Origin of the sequence: Agrobacterium tumefaciens (assembly GCF_013337285.1) — a bacterium.
GTDB lineage: Bacteria > Pseudomonadota > Alphaproteobacteria > Rhizobiales > Rhizobiaceae > Agrobacterium > Agrobacterium burrii.
The window spans coordinates 567,774-585,729 of record NZ_SUPW01000003.1; the positions used below are offsets into that span (position 1 = coordinate 567,774).

Consider the following 17,956-nt stretch of genomic DNA (forward strand, 5'->3'; position numbering starts at 1 on the left):
TGATGCGTTTTCTCCCTGTCAGCCTCACCACCATTCTTGTCGAACTTGCCGATCTCGATGAAACGCTGGCGCTGTTCGCCTCGCTTCAAAACGATCCGGTGGAAGGCATTGAAGAGACGGTGCCGGCTGCCCGTACCCTGATGATCCGTTTCCGCCCTGAGAAGATCGATGCCGAAGCGCTGGCCGCGCGGCTGGCAAGTCGCGATCTCTCGGCAAAAATCGCGCCTTCGGACGATCTCGTGGAAATCCCCGTCCATTATAATGGCGAGGATCTCGCAGACGTTGCCGAACTGACCGGCATGAGCGTCGAAGAGGTCATCCGCCGCCACACCGAAAGCGAATTCACCGTGGCCTTTTGCGGGTTTGCGCCCGGTTTCGGTTATCTGGTCGGCGGCGATCCGGCCCTGCATGTGCCGCGCCGGCAAAGCCCGCGTACCCGTATTCCGGCCGGCTCGGTGGCGCTGGCCGGCGCATTCAGCGGCGTCTATCCGCAAAACAGCCCCGGCGGCTGGCAGATCATCGGCACCACGCCGGTGAAGATGTGGGATATCGACCGCGATCCCGGCGCGCTTTTCCAGCCCGGTTATCGCGTGCGTTTCGTCGACATGGACAAGGCCGGCAAAGCGGTCGATGTCCATTCCATGGCATCGCGCAGCTCCAAAAAAGAACCAACAAAAGACGGCCCGCATTTCGAAGTACTCGCCGCACCCATGCCCGCCATCTTTCAGGATCTTGGCCGCTTCGGCCAGACCGGGCAGGGCGTATCGGCCTCCGGCGCGCTGGATCGCGGCGCGTTCAATGCGGCGAACCGTATCGTCGGCAATCCCGCCAACACAGCCTGTCTCGAACTGACGCTCGGTGGCTTTTCCTTCAGGAGCACAAGCCGCACCGTTATCGGTACGGCTGGCGCACCCTGCCCGGTTACCATCAAGACGGCAGATCGCAGTTTCACGGCGCAGCCGCATGTCCCCATCTCTCTGGAGCCCGGCGATGTGGTGACATTCGGCCAGCCGCCAAAGGGAATGCGCTGTTATCTTTCCGTGCGCGGCGGTTTCGACGTTGCGCCGGTGCTCGGCAGCTATGCAACGGATACGCTCGCCGTGGTTGGACCGGAACCGGTAATCGCCGGCACAATCCTGCCGCTGAAGGGTGAAAAGACCGGCCTCTCCAGCGTTTCGACTGACGAGGTTCCGGCTTTCGATCCGCCGGCAACCGGCGATGTCGTGACGCTCGATGTCGTTCTTGGACCGCGCACCGACTGGTTCACACAGAAGGGTCTTGAGACCCTGACCAGCCAGCTCTGGCAGGTCACCCCGCAATCAAACCGGGTGGGCATCCGCCTTGCCGGCGAAGTGGCAGTGGAACGTAAGGACAGCGCCGAATTGCCGAGCGAGGGCACGGCGACCGGGGCGATCCAGATTCCGCACAGCGGCCAGCCGGTTCTCTTCCTTGCCGATCACCCGCTGACCGGCGGTTATCCCGTCGTCGGCGCGGTGGCGGAATATCATCTCGATCTTGCGGGGCAAATCCCCGTCAACGCCAAAATCAAGTTCCGCCCGATCGGCAACTTCGCCGAAATCGCGGCCAAAAACACATAATTCCGAGGAGAAGAGCGATGAAAAAAGTGCTGATTGCCAATCGCGGCGAGATCGCGGTCCGGATCATCCGCGCATGTCGCGATTACGGCCTGCAATCGGTCGCCGTTTATGCCGATCCCGATCAGGATGCGCTTTTCGTCCGGCTGGCGGATGAGGCCTATGCGCTGGAGGGCGTGCGCCCGGCCGAGACTTATCTCGATATCACCAAGCTGATCGCAATTGCCAAACGCGCCGGTGCTGATGCCGTTCATCCCGGCTACGGCTTCCTGTCCGAGCGCGCCGAATTTGCGCAGGCTGTTCTTGATGCCGGACTGATCTGGATCGGCCCCGACCCGAAGGTTATCAAGGCATTGGGCGACAAGGTCGAAGCACGGTGCATCGCTACCGGCGTCGGCGCACCGCTGGTTGCCGGCAGTGACGGCTCGGTCTCAACGGCTGCGGAAGTTACCGCCTTCGCTGAACAGCATGGCCTGCCCGTCGCCATCAAGGCGGCGCATGGCGGCGGCGGGCGCGGCATTAAAGTTGCGTGGAAGATGGAAGAGATCACCGATCTCTACGAATCCGCCGTTCGCGAGGCAACGGCCGCTTTTGGTCGTGGTGAGTGTTTTCTCGAGCGCTTTCTCGACCGCCCACGCCATATCGAGGCACAGGTTATCGCTGACAAGCACGGCAATGTCCTGGTGCTTGGCACCCGCGACTGCTCACTGCAGCGACGGAACCAGAAACTGATCGAAGAGGCTCCGGCCCCCTTCCTGTCCGACGAGCAGCGGCAGAAAATCCATGACGCCGCCAAGGCAATCTGCGCTGCTGCTGGTTATTCCGGTGCCGGCACCGTCGAATTCCTGCTCGGCGTCGATGGCACGATTTCCTTCCTCGAGGTCAACACCCGCCTGCAGGTGGAACACCCCGTTACCGAAGAAACCACCGGCATCGATCTCGTTATCGAACAGTTCCGTATTGCCGAAGGCCATAAGCTCCGCGTACTTGAAACACCGGAACCGCGTGGCCATTCGATGGAATTCCGTATCAACGCCGAAGATCCCGGCCGCGGCTTTCTGCCGACGCCCGGCTCGATCTCCGTTTTCGATGCGCCCTCCGGCCCCGGCATTCGCATGGATAGCGGTGTCGTCAGCGGCTCCAGCGTGCCGGGAGTGTTTGACTCGCTGATGGCCAAGCTCATCGTCACTGGCGTCGACCGCGATCAGGTCCTGCGCCGTGCCCGCCGCGCGCTCAAGGAATTCCGCATCGAGGGCATCGCCACGGTTCTGCCGTTCCATCGCGCCGCGATCGAGACGGATGACTTCATCGGCACGGATGGATTCAAGGTTCATACCCGCTGGATCGAGACAGATTTCGCTGCCATGCCGGATGCCATGGAACGCCCGGCACCGGCCGATGATCCGTCGATCACCCGCGCCTTTCTGGAAATCGACGGCAAGCGCGTCTCCGTCGGCCTGCCGAGCCTGCTGCTATCAGGGCTTGGTGCCGTCAGCGGCGGTAATACGGCTGCTCCCGGTGCTGCGACCAAGGAAAAGGAGGGCGAAATCACTGCCCCGGTTTCCGGCACGCTGCAATCTTTCAAGGTGAAAGACGGTGATATGGTTTCCGAAGGCGATCTTCTGGCCGTTATGGAAGCCATGAAGATGGAGACGCAAATTGTCGCCACCAAGGCCGGCAAAGTGCGCCTGATCGTCAAGGAAGGCGACTATCTGCAGGCGGGCGCAGCCCTCCTCGATGTAGCCGGCTAATATACACCGGACCTGCCGGCCTCGCAATTGCAGATCGCGCATCTCCGGCGGCGGAACTCTTTCGCCACCGGGCCGTTTATGGCGCGACCTGCTAACCATCGTGAGGGAAATATGGCCGGACGCACCTTGCTTCAATTCTTCCATTGGTATTATCCGGACGGAGGGAAATTATGGAGCGAGGTGGCCGAAAAGGCCGAAAGCCTTGCCAAAATGGGCATCACAGACGTCTGGTTGCCACCGGCCTACAAAGGCGCTGCCGGTGGTTATTCGGTGGGTTACGATACCTATGATCTCTTCGACCTCGGCGAATTCGATCAGAAGGGCACCGTCGCCACCAAATATGGCGATCGCACCGCACTCGAACACGCCGGCCGGACGCTGAAGGAAAACGGCATCCGTGTCATCCATGATGTGGTTCTCAACCACAAGATGGGGGCGGATGAGAAGGAGAAAGTCCGGGTTCGCAGCGTCAATCCAGAAGACCGTACCGAGATAGACGATGAAGATTTTCAGGCGCTTGCCTATACACGCTTCACCTTTCCGGGCCGCAACGGCAAACACTCCAAATTCATCTGGGACCTGAAATGCTTCAGCGGTGTGGACCACATCGAGGAGCCGACTGAAGACGGTATTTTCCGCCTCGTCAACGACTATGGCGACGGGGAATGGAACGAGGAAGTCGACCAGGAAAACGGCAATTTCGACTATCTGATGGGCGCTGACGTCGAGTTCAGAAACCGGGCGGTCTACGAAGAACTCAAATATTGGGGCCGATGGCTCTCCGAGCAGGTGCAGGTCGACGGCTTCCGTCTGGATGCCGCCAAACATATTCCGGCATGGTTCTTCCGTGACTGGGTTGGCCATATGCGTGAGACGGTCGATCCCGATCTTTTTGTCGTGGCGGAATATTGGCATCCCGATATCGAAGCGCTGAAAAGCTATCTCGAACTGGTCGACAAGCAGCTGATGCTTTTCGACGTCGCCCTTCACCACCGCTTCCACGACGCCGCAAAACAGGGCGGCGATTTCGACATGCGCACCATCTTCGACGGGTCGCTGCTCTCGGCGGTTCCCGACCATGCCGTTACGCTGGTCGACAATCATGACACGCAGCCGCTGCAGTCTCTCGAAGCGCCGGTGGAGCCATGGTTCAAGCCTCTGGCCTATGCCATCATCCTGTTGCGCGAACAGGGCGTTCCTTGCGTTTTTTATCCCGATCTGTTCGGCACGAGCTACACCGACACCGGAAATGACGGCAACGAACATAAGATCGACATGCCGGCAATCGAATGCCTGCCGAAGCTTATCGAGGCACGCAGCCGTTTCGCCAACGGTGCGCAGACGGATATTCTCGATGATCCGAGCTGCATCGCCTTTATCCGCCACGGCACCGCCGATGCGCCGGGCTGTGTGGTGGTGATGTCGAATGGCGAGCCGACGGAAAAGCAGATCGATCTTGGCCCGGACCATGCAGGCGCGGTCTGGCGCGACTTTCTCGAGCACCGCGAGGAACATGTCACCCTTGACGACAGCGGCAAGGGCGTCTTTCCCACCAATGGCGGCAGCGTCAGTGTGTGGGTTCCAGCAGAAACCGAGTGAAGGCTACCGCCAGGAAATATCCCCTCATTCACCGGGCACGAGACGGCGCGGACCTGCGCCGTCATCGGCCAGAACATCGTTCGGATTGCGTAGCGGACAATCGTCCAACGAGAGGCAACCGCAACCGATACAGCCGGTGAGCTGGTCGCGCAGCATCACGAGGCTGTTGATGCGAAGCTGAAGCATCTCCCGCCAGGACTGCGAGAACCTGCGCCAGTCAGCCGCCGTCGCCACCCGATCCTGCGGCAAATCCGCCATTGCATCCCTGATGATGCTGAGCTGGATACCGGCCCGCTGGGCGATGCGGATGATGGCGATACGTCGAAGGACGGCGCGATGGTAACGGCGCTGATTGCCGGCGGTACGCCAGCCCTCGATCAAGCCCTTTGCTTCGTAAAAATGGATGGTGGAAACCGCAACGCCGCTGCGATGGGCAACCTCCCCCACCGTCAGGCTGTGCTTGAACACGGTACTTTCCATTCTGGCTCCTGTTTCCGGAACGATTTCCGCTCGGAAACGCGGAAACTCGTTGAAGAGCAGCCGGTATAATTCCTCAACTATAGTTGAGGTCAATAGGCGAACGATCAAAAAAAGAGGCGCCACATGGGCGCCTCCTGAGATCTTGCAAACCAGGCTGTATCAGAACTTCGCCGTCATGCTGATCCAGAAACGGCGGCCTTCCATAACGGTGTTGAAATCGTCAGTGCCGACATCCTTGTCGAAGACGTTATAGACGGCCGCGTTAAGATCGACATTTTCAGCAACTGCATATTTCGCACCGATATCGAGGGTGGTGTAGGCCTCGTATTTGCGCCCAGCCATACCATTGATCGTCACTGGCGTGCCATTGGTGCCGATGCGAGGTCCGGCATTGATTTCCGATCCGTGATAATTGACCGAGGCCCAGGCTTCGAGACCATCTATCGGCGTCACCCAGTCACCCCGCAGATTGGCCATATGCTCCGGTGTCCGTGCCAGCGGGAAACCTTCATAATCGCCGGTTTTCTGTTCCGAATGTGTGTAGGTGTAGTTACCACGCAGCGTCAGTTCCGGCGTCGCGTACCAGGTTGCCGTCAGCTCCACACCCTGAATCACCGCATCGTCGATATTGTAGTTGTACCAGAGGCGATAATTGCGGTCCTCGCTCCAGCGGGCAGGCGTCCCATCCGGATTGAGCACCAGCGCGTTGGAAATCTTGTCCTTGAAATCGGTGTAGAAATAGGTAGCGCCAAGAGCGACATCGCCATTGTCCCAGAGTGCGGCCACTTCGTAGCTCGTGCTCTTTTCCGCCTCCAGGCCCGGATCGCCGATAATCACGCCGCAAGTGCCGCTCGGGCCATAGGCGCAACCACCGCCGCCGGTCGTATAGGCATAACCCGGTGCGACCTGGCGGATTTCAGGCGCGCGGAAACCGGTGGAAATGCCGCCCTTGATGGTCAGCTCCTCCGTCGCACTCCAGACACCATAAAGGCGCGGGCTGAAATGATTGCCGTATTTTTCATGGTTATCGAGACGCAGACCACCGGTCAGCGCGAAATTATCGACAATGCGCCACTCATCCTCGACAAAAAGCGCCCATTGGGTTGCCGAGAAGGTTTCGTCGAGATTGGTGCGGCGTCCGGGGTTCTGGTCCGTAAGACGCGCCTCAAAATATTGGCCGCCCGTCACCAGCGTGTGGTTTCCGTACAATTCGAAGGGCGTGGTGAACTTGCCGTCCAGAACGGTGTTGCGCACTTCCGGCGAGCGCGGATTTTCGGTCACACGCCCCGTGCGGATATTTCGGGTGAAATTGGTGCGCTCGGCCCATTCCTGCTGGAAGGAGAATTCAGATGTGGTCGGCCCCCAGCGGCCGGTATGCGACAAGGACCAATGGTCACGCGTATTGGTGTTGTAGGTGCCGTTGGCGTCAGTCGCCGCCAGCGTGTCGCCAGGTTCAGCGCTGCGGCGAAGCCGCGTCTTGCCACCTTCAAGATAGATGTCGTGGTCTTCATTCGGCGTAAACGTCAGACGGCCGTTGAAGTCATATTCCTTGGCACCAGTGGTGCCGTTCAGGACGCGATCTTCGCTGCGTGTGAAGCCCCTGCCCCAGACCTGCAGGCCCAGCTGATCCTTCAGGATCGGCCCATTGGCGTACCAGGAGACTTGGCCGCTATTGCCGAATTTGGAATGCTGCTGCGCCGTACCTTCGGTGGTGACGGAGCCAGACCAGACATCACCGACCTTGCGGGTGATGATGTTGATGACGCCGCCCATCGCATCGGAACCATAAAGCGAGGACATCGGGCCACGCACCACCTCGATGCGCTCAATCGCCGAAACCGGCGGCACGAAGCTCTGTTCGAAACCGGAGTTGCCATTGGTGCGGGCATCGCGGGTGCTTTGTCGCTTGCCGTCAACGAGGACCAGCGTGTAAGCGCCGGGCAATCCACGAATGAAAATATCCTTTTCATTGGCGATGCCGGTGACCGAGACGCCCTGTACTTCGCGCAGAGCATCGGTCAGATCGCGATAGGACCCCTTTTCCAGATCCTCGCGTGTTACCACCGTGATGCTGGCAGGCGCGTCCTTCACATTCTGCTCGAAGCCGGATGCGGTGACAACGATCTGCTGGAGAACCGTTGTTCCATCGGATGCCTGTTGCGCGTAAGCGGGCAGAGCAAAGCCCAGCGCCGTTCCAGCCATTGCTGCCGAAAGACCGGCCTTCATTATTGTCGCAGCGTTGTTTCGGCCGCGGTACTTCAATTCCATGTTACGCCCCCGCATTTAACTTGAGAATTTAACCCCACTTATTTAGGAGGGGGTGCGGGCGCAATGCGTTTGTTTTCGAACAATTCTAAATTCCAGAAATTGCAAAAAGGGCTCCTCCACTCAGCGGCGGAGTAAAAAAATCGCAAGATGACAACCGGCAAGAGAAAAGAACAATCAGCTTCCCCGACAAAGCCAGACAGGCTTGGACAGCTGAAATTACTTGTCGCTTTCGACGCGTTGCTGCGGGAAGGCAGTGTCAGCCGAGCCGCGGCCGGTATGGGAATGCCTGTTTCCTCGATGAGCCGCATATTGCAGCAACTGCGGGAGAAATACGGAGACCAGCTGTTTTTGCGCACTGGCCAGGGTCTGCGCCCGACTCCCTTTGCAGAAAACATGCGGCTGCGGATCCGCTCGCTAGCGGCAGAAGCGGATAACCTGATCGATTATTCACGGGAGAAACCGGAACTGCCCGCCGCTGCCAATAAAAGCGGCTGGGAACAGCCGGTGCTGATGAAGGCGCCGCCGCTTTCACTTCGCCCAAGCGTTGTTCTGGAAGGCCAGCCGACACCGGAAAACATTGCCGACCGTCTCGCCCGTATCGGCCACAATGCCGATCCGCAGCAGCGGCTTGCCAAATATATCGCGACCTCGGCAATGGGCATCGGCAACAGCCGTCCGCTCAGCCAGGAGGAGGCGATGGATGCGCTGGCGATCATTCTCGACGGCGATGCCGACCCGATCCAAATCGGGGCGCTGCTTGCAACCATGCATTATCGTGGTGGGACCGCAGCGGAGCTTGCCGGTTTCATCGAAGCCATGTGGCAGCATATAGAAAGAGACCGGCAGCGGCCTGCCGTTGTTGATCTCGACTGGCCGGCCTATATGTCGCCCAAACATCGTGACGCACCCTGGTTCCTGCATTCCGCCCGCCTCGTTTCCATGGCGGGATACAGCGTTTTGTTGCACGGCCATGTGGGTCAGGGAGAAAATGGCGGCAAGCTCGAACTTGCAGCTGAAGCCTGTGGAATTCCCCTCTGCCATTCTCTTTCGCAGGCCGCCGAGGCCACAGCCTCACAACGGATCGCCTATTTGCCGATTGGTGGTCTGTCTCTGCAGTTCCAGAGCCTTCTTGGCCTGCACGGCATTCTGGAAATGCGCCTGCCGCTCAACACGGTCGTGCATCTTCTCAACCCGCTTCGCGCCAGAAGCGCCATCATTGGTGTCGCCCGCCCCTCCTATCAGGAACTTCACCGCGATACTGCACGGCTGCTTTCGGTGGAGAACCTCGCTATTCTCGGCAATACGCGGGATTTTGCGCAATTCACACCGTTTCGCAGCACCCGGATTTTTGGCCTTTCCAAAGGCAGGGATGTTGAATTCGTCATTCCAGCCCGCGAAACGCCCCCGGCCGAAATGCCGACCATGTTCACCACCTTCGAATACTGGCGGGCAGTTTGGACGGGAGCGGCCAGAGACGAAAGGGCGGAGACCACCATCATCTCCACGGCTGCAATCGCGCTGATGCTGGTCAACGACATGGCCATGCCATTTGAGGAGGCCTATGGCCGCAGCCTGCGGCTGTGGCACGACAGGGCGCGTAATTTCGCCAATGTCTGAAAGCTCGGTGCCTGAAAGCTCAGGCGTTGGCGACTGATTTTTTCAGTGCCAGATACTCCCACACGGCAACGAGCAGCAGGATGCCCGTGCTTGCCAGTTGCAGAATGTAAAGCGGTATGCCCGGCACCGGCAAAAGCAGGCAGAGCGCCACCAAACCGGCAAAATGCGAAACGGGCCGCTGGTAAGTGGCGGCAATCTTGACGCCGATATTGCCGGCCAGGAAAAGGATGGGGCCGCCGAGAATAGCGATGGCCTCCCTCAGCGCTGCGCCCTCCCGGGCATGGGAAAGGCTGAAGTCCTCTCCCACGGCCGTCAGGATAATGCCCGCAACGATAGGCAGGTGCCCATAGTTGAAGAGATTATGGGCGATCTTCGCTTTCTCTTCGGCATTTTCAGCCTTTCTGGACGCTTCCTCCTGCCCGTGATGGAAATAGATCCACCACATCGCCACGGTGCTGACGAAGGCCGAACAGAAAACGATGAATGTCAGGGTCGAATTCATATACTCGGTGGCCGTGCGGCCGGTGGTGAGAATGGTTTCGCCAAGACAGATGATCACGAAGAGTGCACAACGTTCCGCCAGGTGCTCGCCGGAAAGATGCAGCCGATCCTCGTCGCTGGATGCCACACCCGGCACCACATAACGGCAGGCCGGTCCGGCATATTCGATCGCCAGCGCCACACCCCATAGGAGAATTCGGTCCGTCAGATCGACCAGCCCACCGGCCAGCCAGAACAGGCTTGATATGACGAGCCAGATCGTCACGCGCACGAAAACCAGAAAAGACTGCCGATCTTCCCCCTTGAAGGCATAAAGCGCAAAAAGGCTCCGCCCCACTTGCATGGTGCTGTAGATGAGGGCGAAAACGAACCCCTGTTCCGCAAAAGCTTCCGGCAGAGCGATGGCCAGCAGAACCCCACCGAACATCAGCACAAAGAGCAGGATCCGGACCGGCTCCTTTTCCGTATTCAGCAGATTAGTGATCCACGTAGTGTGTATCCACAGCCACCATAACGATAATATCAGGATGCCTGCTTCAAGCGCAGCCGTTGGCCCGAAATCCTTTGCCAATGCATGCGAGAGCTGGATGAGCGCGAAGACAAAAACCAGATCAAAAAACAACTCAGGGAAAGTCGCCTTTTCCGCGTCCTGTCCTTCGTGCCTTATCCAGCTTTCAGCATCCGGCGTGCGTCCGGAAGTCTCCGTTTCAGTTCTCATTCTGCTCCTGTTCGTGAAATATCATGTCGCTGCACCTCCTCTCACCGTTGTGAGAGATCGGCGTCCACACCAGGCGTATCAAAGCTTGAGGCTCGTCCGGGAAATTCGAGAGCGCGCGCACTGTCCGGATAAAAACGCGGTCCCACCAGTCGCACTTTCCTGCCTCGGACATCGGTAATGTAGTCGGGTGCGGCAGATGTTTCAAAGAATGTGACGTCCCGGGCTTTATCATGCTCCAGCGTGCTGACCTCAATGGGCTGGGCAACTACCGGCAGCGCCGTCAGGCAGGTGAAAGCAGCGGCGAGAAAAATGGATTTGGGCAACATCTGTCTATCCCTGGCACAATTATTTGCGCAATAAACAGCCTGCACCCGTTTTTGTTCCGGCGCTCTTCAGGCGTCTCCGTCGAGATAGGTGCTATATTGCACATAGTCGGCGCTCGGTTGCCCATCGACAATTTCAGGGGGCCGGCCGGCGTCTCCTGTCAGATAGCCAGCACTTTCGAGCGCCGCCTTCAAGAGCTTTTCAATCGCAACGTGCCGGGGCAAGGCGGTGTCAGCCATATAGAGAGCAACGGCCAACTCAATGTCGTCTGGGAAAATCATGGGCGCGGGCGTTCCTTTTCAACAATCAGGCGGAAACGCGCAATGATGACGAAGGTTCAATTCGGTTGATTTGTGCCGGTATTCCCGACCATCAAGCGCCCACAAAACGGATCATTTCTCGCCGCAACCAAAACATCCTCGCCAACAGTCCAAGACGCCAGTTTAAAGTTTTCCCACTGCTTCTTTGCTGGAAACTGATGCATCTAAATAACGCATACATGACCCGCTCATTCCAATTGGGCGTTCAAAACACCCCGGACTCAAGCAATTGAAACCAAACAGGGAAAAGCGCAAACGAAAGCTAATGGCGACTTAACTTTCATTACCTTGCATTAACCATAGAAATTCTCGCTGGCTGAATTCTGGTGCGTGCAACAGCAGCCTTATCGCGAATCTCTCTGGAGTTCTGGAAACAATGCAAATGTACCTGTGGACCGGCTTTTTCGCAAGCTGTCGCCATTTCCCGACGGTTCAGATTTTAGGCTCGCATGTTCGCCTCCAGCTTGTCCGTGCGACCACGCAGCTGCCCCAGCAGCATGGCTTGAAGATCAAAGCCACCCTCCTGTGACCTCCGGGTCAGATTGCGCAGATATCCACCCAGCGAGCTGATCTGCTCCGCCTTCTGCAGCAGGCAGGCAAGGATAGCCGCCGTCCCCTGTCGACCGAAGGCGGTAAGCGCCTCCTGATAAGCCGACTGGCTGATGTTGAACATGGTTCTGACGACGGAGGTTGCCACCTCCAGATCGCGCCAGCCGGTCACCGCTCCACCTGGGGCATAGAGTGAAATATCCGGGCAAGCCTTCAAAACCAAAACAATATCAGGAACAAAAAATTGCTTATGAACAACAGGCCTGACCGGTGGTGGCGAAGGTCTTGCACTGACAGGTGCCGCATAAGCTGGCGGAGCCGCCGTGTTTACCACCGGTGGAACGGTTGCCGGTTCACGCAAATCTTGCGGTTTAGATATGGATTCGGATTCTGAATTCTTTATGAGGCGCTCATTTTGGCAGTCATTGCCGCTTAAATCTTCGGATTTTTCAATATTTTCCAGATAGTTGGTCACTTCTGCGCGCAGCGAGGCCAGAAAACCGGCGATTTCCTTGAGTTCAGTAGGTTTTGAATTGCGGCCAAGCGAGCGGGCAACGGCATTGTAGCGGGTCTGAAAGACTTCGGATGTTTCAGTCTGGCCGCTGGCCGCAATCATTTCACAGAGTTTCTGGATATCGCGGCGGCAAAGGCTGATGCTTTCGCGAAGCCGTTGAAGATCAAGCCGCTCGCGGATGATGCGTTCAGCCATGTCTTCAATTTCTGCCTTGCGGGCGAGAAGCGGCGCCAGCGAAAAACCATAGGCTTCGCTGATCTCCCCTCCCCTGTGCTTGCGGGCGTAACGCTTTCCGTTTGGACTGTCTTTACGGATAATGAGACCGGCTTCGACAAGGGCCGAGAGATGCCGGCGCAACGTCTGTTCGGCCATTCCATGGGCTCGCAGCGACAATTGCGTATTGGACGGAAAGACGACCAGGCCGGTTTCGCTGGAGAGTTCGTTCTTTGGATAAAAACTCAAAAGCGCGTTCAAGACCGCAAGCGAGCGATCGGTCACGCCGAGCAATGGTCTTGCTTCACAGACAGAACGATAGAGTTTCCATTTATCGATCGCTTCGGTTTTGTTGTTTTTCTGTGTGGCAAATTGAGTTGCGAGAACGCCAAACGACATCGCTCGCCGCCCAAAGGGCGTCGTTACATGTGTGCTGTTCATGTCTTTCACCTTTCACAAGGCAAAAGAAAATCGCTCACCGAAAAATTCGATGCCAAGACTCTTGACTATGATTCGCGGAAATGAGATTCTTTGGTTGCTTAGATCAAAGAAAGGCTTCCGTGCGGCAACGTTCGGGGGCTTTTTTCTTTTGTGATGCGTCTCCTGTTAGTCGTTCGAGTTAAAAATCACTGTTTTGACCGGTATTCGGCAAACAGCGTCTGAAGATGTTCCAGAACGAACTCGGCAAATTCCGGAGCTTCGTTCTTGTCGATCGAGATATCCAGCTTGCGGTCGCTCTCGACTACTTTCGCCAATCGACCACCGGATTCCGACGACCAGACACCGGCTTTTTTCGCTTGGGCCTTGGGCTTCAGGAAATCCAGAAGTGATTTGAATCGGTCTTCGGAGAGAAGCGCTGCAACGGAAGGTTCCCTGACATAGGCACGGGCAGCTTCCTTGACCTGCGACGAGGAAAGCTGATCGGCGAGATCCATCCAGTTACGGCGACCGACGCTAGGCGCGGGGCCGATAAGATCGACCAGATCCTCTGGAATGCGGCCGACGACTGAGAGCATGTTGGAAAGATCGCCCTTGTGCAGGGACATTGCCGCCATGATCGTGTCACGGGGAAACCGCATCTGTAATTTCTGGGCGAAGCGCGCCTTTTCGATATAGGTGAGATCGCGGCGCTCGTTGTTTTCCTGTCCCTGTGCGACGACCAGCTGTTCATCACTGAGATCGCGAACGACGGCCTTGACCGGAATACCAATACTTGAAACGGCACGCAGACGGCGATGACCGAAGGCAACCTGATAACGGCCCGGAAATTCGGGATGCGGGCGCACCAGAATGGGTACCTGCTGCCCCTGCTCACGAATGGCTTCTACCAGACCTGCATCAGCCTCTTCTGAGGCCGGCATACGATCCGGTATGAACGAAGGATCGATATCGGCAGGGTTGAGGGCAACGATCGTCAGACCCTCGGCAAGCCGTTTTTCGATCTCTTCAGCCCGCTTGGCGCGTTCAGACACTTCGTTCAGCGACTGGCCGATCATACCAACCGGCGAGTTCACAACATCCGTCATCAGGTCGGGAGAACCAAGGATAGGCCTGACGCGCGGCCGCGCCCGCTCGGGGGCTGCATCGTTGTTATCTGTGGCCGGTGTGCTGAGATTTGCGAAGATCTGTTTTCTGCTCATGCTGCCCTACCCCACGCTTTTTTGATCAGTCCTTCGACCTCAGCGTTTACATTGTTCATGGCTTCCAGCGCGCGATCATAGGTCGAGCGGGTGAACTGGGTTCTTTCCACTTCGAAAAGCGTCTGGTTGGTCAATCCGGCGTCCGACACGGCCGTACTCTTCAGCATCGGATGGTTGAGGACGTTTTCACCGAAGATCGAACGAAGGAAGGCGACCATCTGGTTTTGCGGGCCATCACTCGGTTCAAACCGGGTGATAAGGTAACGCATCCAGTTATAATCGGATCGCGCACCCGCCCGGCCGATTTCGGCGAGAAGATCACCGGTCATTGCGAGGAACTGGTTCATGGACATGACGTCCAGCATCTGCGGATGGACGGTGACGAGAACCGAGGTGGCCGCCGTCAATGCCGAAAGCGTCAGGTACCCGAGTTGCGGCGGGCAGTCGATCACGACCACATCGTAGAAGTTCTGCGCCTGAGCGATAGCCTGGCCGATACGGGCAAAAAACAGTGTGTCGCCCGGCGCCCGGCGCATCAGCGCGCGGGGCGTGTCGTGTTCGAACTCCATGAGCTCCAGATTGCCCGGAACGATATGAAGGCCGGGAATATAGGTACCGCGAACGATCTCGGCTATCGGACGACGCTCTTCATCGTAGCGGATAGCGCCGTAAAGTGTTTCATTCGGTCCGACATCGATCTCCGGCTGATGACCGAATAGGGCCGACAGACTGGCCTGTGGGTCAAGGTCGATTGCGAGAACCCGATAACCGCGCAAGGCAAGATATTGCGCAAGATGCGCTGACGTCGTGGTCTTTCCCGAACCGCCCTTGAAATTCATGACGGCGATGACCTGGAGTTCTTCGCCGTCACGACGGTGGGGCAGGTAGCGGCGTGTACCACGCGCACCTTGATCGAGAAGCTTTCTGATCTCGTGCATATCTTCAACGGAATAGGAGCGGCGGCCTGAGGCCTGTGCCGCGTCAAGTTCCGGACGCTCAGCCGCGATCTGGCGAAGATAAGCCTCACCGATCCCAATCAACCGTGCAGTTTCGGCAGGCGAGAAATGTCGCATGCTCTTTTCGGTGTGGGGTGAAAATGTATTTGCATTATGCGCCTGCAATTGGGCTGACAGTGCAGCCGAATGCTGTTGTATAAGGCCCGTCAGGTCGGGTGCCCCTGCAGCACGTCTTGAGTCGGCACTCTGTGTCATTTGTCTTCTTTCGCTCGATATCGCAGTGGCGGTTTTTTTCGAAAAAGGCGGTTTTTTCCGCAACTGAGATATAAGCGCCGATTCTCTTTTTGGCGCAATAGGCTTTTTTCCCGATTGCGAAAGTGCCGCTAAAGCATTGTGGAAGAATCACATTTGGGTTTTGTGACAGTTTGACGGTTAGCCGTGGCTAACTTCTTCAATATTGGTCGCGGGAACGATTGCCGGCTGTACTCTTATCAGCGATTGAGAGCCTTCAGAGTTAGCCGCGGCTAACTCCGCAGAGTGAAGATAAAGATGCTTGCTGCTCCGCGCATCGACGAAAAGACAAGGGTGGACATTCGCAGGTGTTTAATCTCTACTCATTGACTAGAGTATCGTTGGGTTGGGCCACGCGCTCCCCGTGTGGCTATTCGTACTGTCGCAGGTTGGAGGAATAAATGTCCTATGATGTCGCTCTCGTGGGGTCCGGCTTCACTGCCATCTGTACCGCCGCCCATCTTCTCTCTTCGCTGCCAGCAAAGGCTTCGATCGCTATTGTTGGCGATGAGTCTGACTTTGGGCGTGGAACGGCTTACCGTACGGAACTACCCTATCACCGGCTGAATGTGCCGGCTGGACGAATGAGCGTCTTTCCTGACCGCCCGAATGATTTCCTCGACTGGCTGAAGGAAAACGGGATAGGGGACGATCCTCTGCTATTCGCATCGCGCGGAGATTATGGTCTCTATCTAAGAGACAGGTTGGCAACTCTGTTGAGAAGTCGAGAACAAAGGGCGAGGGTGGATTTCATTCGCGCCAAGGCTTCCACCTGCCGCCCGGACGATGCGGGCGGATTTACCTTCATTCTCGAAAACGGTGAGAACATGCGCGCGCAAAACGTTGTTCTGTGTGTGGGCGTCGGGGCGGCCAGTTTGCCGGTGCAAACTGTCGCTAATGATGAGGGCAGACTGCAGCGGATCATCGGTCACTGCTGGCAGCCAGGATGGCTGTCGAAGGTGAAGACGGGCGACCGCATCTGTATTCTCGGTTCCGGGTTGACGATGATTGATCAGGTGCTGACCCTGAGGGGAAAAGGGCACACGGGGCCAATTCATGTCCTGTCTCGTCGCGGGCTGGTGCCGCATCCGCATATCAGCCCACCTTTGCCCGCCGTCGATCCCATCTTGCCAGAGAAAACCACGGAGATTAGCCGCCTGTTGCAGTCTTTGCGCAAACAGGTGAGGGAGGGCACGCCCTGGCGGACCGTCATGGATGGGTTGCGACCGCGAACGCAGTCGCTTTGGCGCGCTCTCACGGTCGCTCAACGAAGCAGGTTCCTTCGGCATGCTTTGCCCTGGTGGAACATTCACCGACATCGCATCGCGCCGGAGGTTCACGCGGCTTTTGAGAAACTGCTTACGGATGATGTTCTGGAAATCCACGCGGGTTATCTCAACTCCGTTGAAGAGCAGGATGAAGGCATTACCCTGCGCTACCGTCGCCGGCATACGCAGATATTGAAAGAGCTGCAGGTGGATTGGGTTGTGAATTGCACCGGTATGGAGCGAGCGGGTATTGGCCATTCGCGCCTTTTGGAAAACATGCGAAACGACCGTGTACTCCTGCTGGATTCTCTCGGTCTCGGCGTTGAGGTGGACGACCGGTCTCGGCTGTTGCGGGCGGACGGACAAAGTTGGCCTGGCCTTTTCGCCGCCGGCGCACTGACGGCGGGCCACTTATGGGAAATAACCGCCGTTCCGGATATTCGCTTGCAGGCGCAAAAGATCGCGCAACACGTCACGGACAGGGTGTCGTCGAACGATAGGGTTTCAGCGCAGGGGTAAATTGCTGAGGTGAAATATCGGAAACAAGACCGTAGTCGACGCATATTTGTTCGGTGCCGGTCATCTCCGGATTTCCCATCTTTGATGTTAGCCGCGGCAAACTTTCCCAGTTGGCGAATATCCAACGAATAAACCGTTGGTGACTTCCAGGGCCAGAGGAGCGTGTCGGACCTACTTCCGTGGCAAGATGGATGGGACCCAATGATATGCTCTTGCAGCAACAGGTGATTCCTCGAGAAAAACGCTCTTCTCTGTTATAATTCAGGATTAGTGATTTCGTGCCGATAACGGTAGCAACAGGCGCGCTTCCTCTGGTTTGCTAAATAATTTACATCGCTTATGGAATGTTGCCGTAAAACGGGCTATAAATCCTAAAAAATACGATAATGATGAAAATTATTTGCGAGGTTTTGATGGAGAAGCAGAAGCTGGTGAGGTTCGCAACGGCTGACAATCAGGCCGGCGGCCAACGTCGGCCATTTGCCAAGGCCGTTCGGGCAGGCGATTTTGTCTATGTTTCCGGGCAGGTGCCGACTATTGACGGGGAAGTGGTGACTGGCGGCATCGTGGCCCAAACCGAGCAGGTTGTGGCCAACATCAAGGATGTTCTGGCGCTTGCCGATTGTACGCTTGCCGATGTGGTGAAGGTTAATGTCTGGCTGGATGACGCCCGGGACTTTTCAAGCTTCAATGCCGTTTTCCAGAAATATTTCATCGACCATCCGCCGGCGCGCTCGACCGTGCAGTCGCCATTGATGGTCGACGCAAAGGTGGAAATGGACGTTATCGCTTATAAGCCGGTGGCTTAACTATTTGATTTTTATGGTTTTGAG

14 protein-coding genes are annotated in these 17,956 nt (G+C 57.3%); 6 read left to right on the forward strand and 8 right to left on the reverse strand.

Annotated elements, in window-relative coordinates; genetic code table 11:
- Positions 1-2: 2 nt before the first annotated feature.
- The 3 genes from FCH38_RS12750 to amyA all read left to right on the forward strand — a co-directional run bounded on the left by FCH38_RS12750 (position 3) and on the right by amyA (position 4,945).
- A complete protein-coding gene (locus FCH38_RS12750) occupies positions 3-1,598 on the forward strand; it encodes a 5-oxoprolinase/urea amidolyase family protein (protein WP_174374023.1) in 1,596 nt (531 codons plus the stop codon).
- A gap of 17 nt (positions 1,599-1,615) precedes the next feature.
- The gene (locus FCH38_RS12755) at positions 1,616-3,346 is read left to right on the forward strand and encodes an acetyl/propionyl/methylcrotonyl-CoA carboxylase subunit alpha (RefSeq protein WP_174373994.1); all 1,731 of its coding nucleotides are present in this window, start codon (positions 1,616-1,618) and stop codon (positions 3,344-3,346) included.
- 111 nt (positions 3,347-3,457) lie between these two features.
- Complete coding sequence (gene amyA, locus FCH38_RS12760; RefSeq protein WP_174373995.1) at positions 3,458-4,945, forward strand: alpha-amylase; 1,488 nt, start codon at positions 3,458-3,460, stop codon at positions 4,943-4,945.
- A gap of 24 nt (positions 4,946-4,969) precedes the next feature.
- Here the strand turns inward: amyA and soxR are convergent, their stop codons facing one another.
- Together soxR and FCH38_RS12770 are read right to left on the reverse strand one after the other, a co-directional pair.
- Entirely contained in the window at positions 4,970-5,425 is a 456-nt protein-coding gene (gene soxR / locus FCH38_RS12765; protein WP_149899686.1) for a redox-sensitive transcriptional activator SoxR, read from the reverse strand.
- 159 nt (positions 5,426-5,584) lie between these two features.
- Entirely contained in the window at positions 5,585-7,693 is a 2,109-nt protein-coding gene (locus FCH38_RS12770; RefSeq protein ID WP_174373996.1) for a TonB-dependent receptor domain-containing protein, read from the reverse strand.
- A 147-nt stretch (positions 7,694-7,840) separates the two neighbouring features.
- Between FCH38_RS12770 and FCH38_RS12775 the strand changes: the two genes are divergently transcribed.
- Positions 7,841-9,310 (forward strand): glycosyl transferase family protein, encoded by a 1,470-nt coding sequence (locus FCH38_RS12775; protein ID WP_174373997.1) that lies wholly within the window; start codon positions 7,841-7,843, stop codon positions 9,308-9,310.
- A gap of 19 nt (positions 9,311-9,329) precedes the next feature.
- On the opposite strand, the gene FCH38_RS12780 is transcribed toward FCH38_RS12775, so the two are convergent.
- The 6 genes from FCH38_RS12780 to repA all read right to left on the reverse strand — a co-directional run bounded on the left by FCH38_RS12780 (position 9,330) and on the right by repA (position 15,300).
- Complete coding sequence (locus FCH38_RS12780; RefSeq protein ID WP_174373998.1) at positions 9,330-10,529, reverse strand: low temperature requirement protein A; 1,200 nt, start codon at positions 10,527-10,529, stop codon at positions 9,330-9,332.
- Between the two features lie 41 nt (positions 10,530-10,570).
- Positions 10,571-10,855, reverse strand: a complete 285-nt coding sequence (locus FCH38_RS12785) for a hypothetical protein (protein WP_174373999.1) — start codon at positions 10,853-10,855, stop codon at positions 10,571-10,573.
- 66 nt (positions 10,856-10,921) lie between these two features.
- Positions 10,922-11,134 (reverse strand): hypothetical protein, encoded by a 213-nt coding sequence (locus FCH38_RS12790; protein ID WP_174374000.1) that lies wholly within the window; start codon positions 11,132-11,134, stop codon positions 10,922-10,924.
- Positions 11,135-11,612: 478 nt separating this feature from the next.
- Positions 11,613-12,890: a plasmid replication protein RepC gene (repC, locus tag FCH38_RS12795; RefSeq protein WP_174374001.1), complete on the reverse strand. Its 1,278-nt coding sequence runs from the start codon at positions 12,888-12,890 to the stop codon at positions 11,613-11,615.
- 185 nt (positions 12,891-13,075) lie between these two features.
- Positions 13,076-14,089: a plasmid partitioning protein RepB gene (gene repB, locus FCH38_RS12800; protein WP_174374002.1), complete on the reverse strand. Its 1,014-nt coding sequence runs from the start codon at positions 14,087-14,089 to the stop codon at positions 13,076-13,078.
- Complete coding sequence (gene repA / locus FCH38_RS12805) at positions 14,086-15,300, reverse strand: plasmid partitioning protein RepA (protein ID WP_142841745.1); 1,215 nt, start codon at positions 15,298-15,300, stop codon at positions 14,086-14,088. Before repA ends, repB begins: the two co-directional genes overlap by 4 nt.
- A 437-nt stretch (positions 15,301-15,737) precedes the next feature.
- On the opposite strand from repA, the gene FCH38_RS12810 reads away from it, so the two are divergent.
- Both FCH38_RS12810 and FCH38_RS12815 read left to right on the forward strand, forming a co-directional pair.
- The gene (locus tag FCH38_RS12810; protein WP_174374003.1) at positions 15,738-17,123 is read left to right on the forward strand and encodes an FAD/NAD(P)-binding protein; all 1,386 of its coding nucleotides are present in this window, start codon (positions 15,738-15,740) and stop codon (positions 17,121-17,123) included.
- A gap of 413 nt (positions 17,124-17,536) precedes the next feature.
- Complete coding sequence (locus FCH38_RS12815; protein WP_046799081.1) at positions 17,537-17,932, forward strand: RidA family protein; 396 nt, start codon at positions 17,537-17,539, stop codon at positions 17,930-17,932.
- The last annotated feature ends 24 nt before the right edge of the window (positions 17,933-17,956 follow it).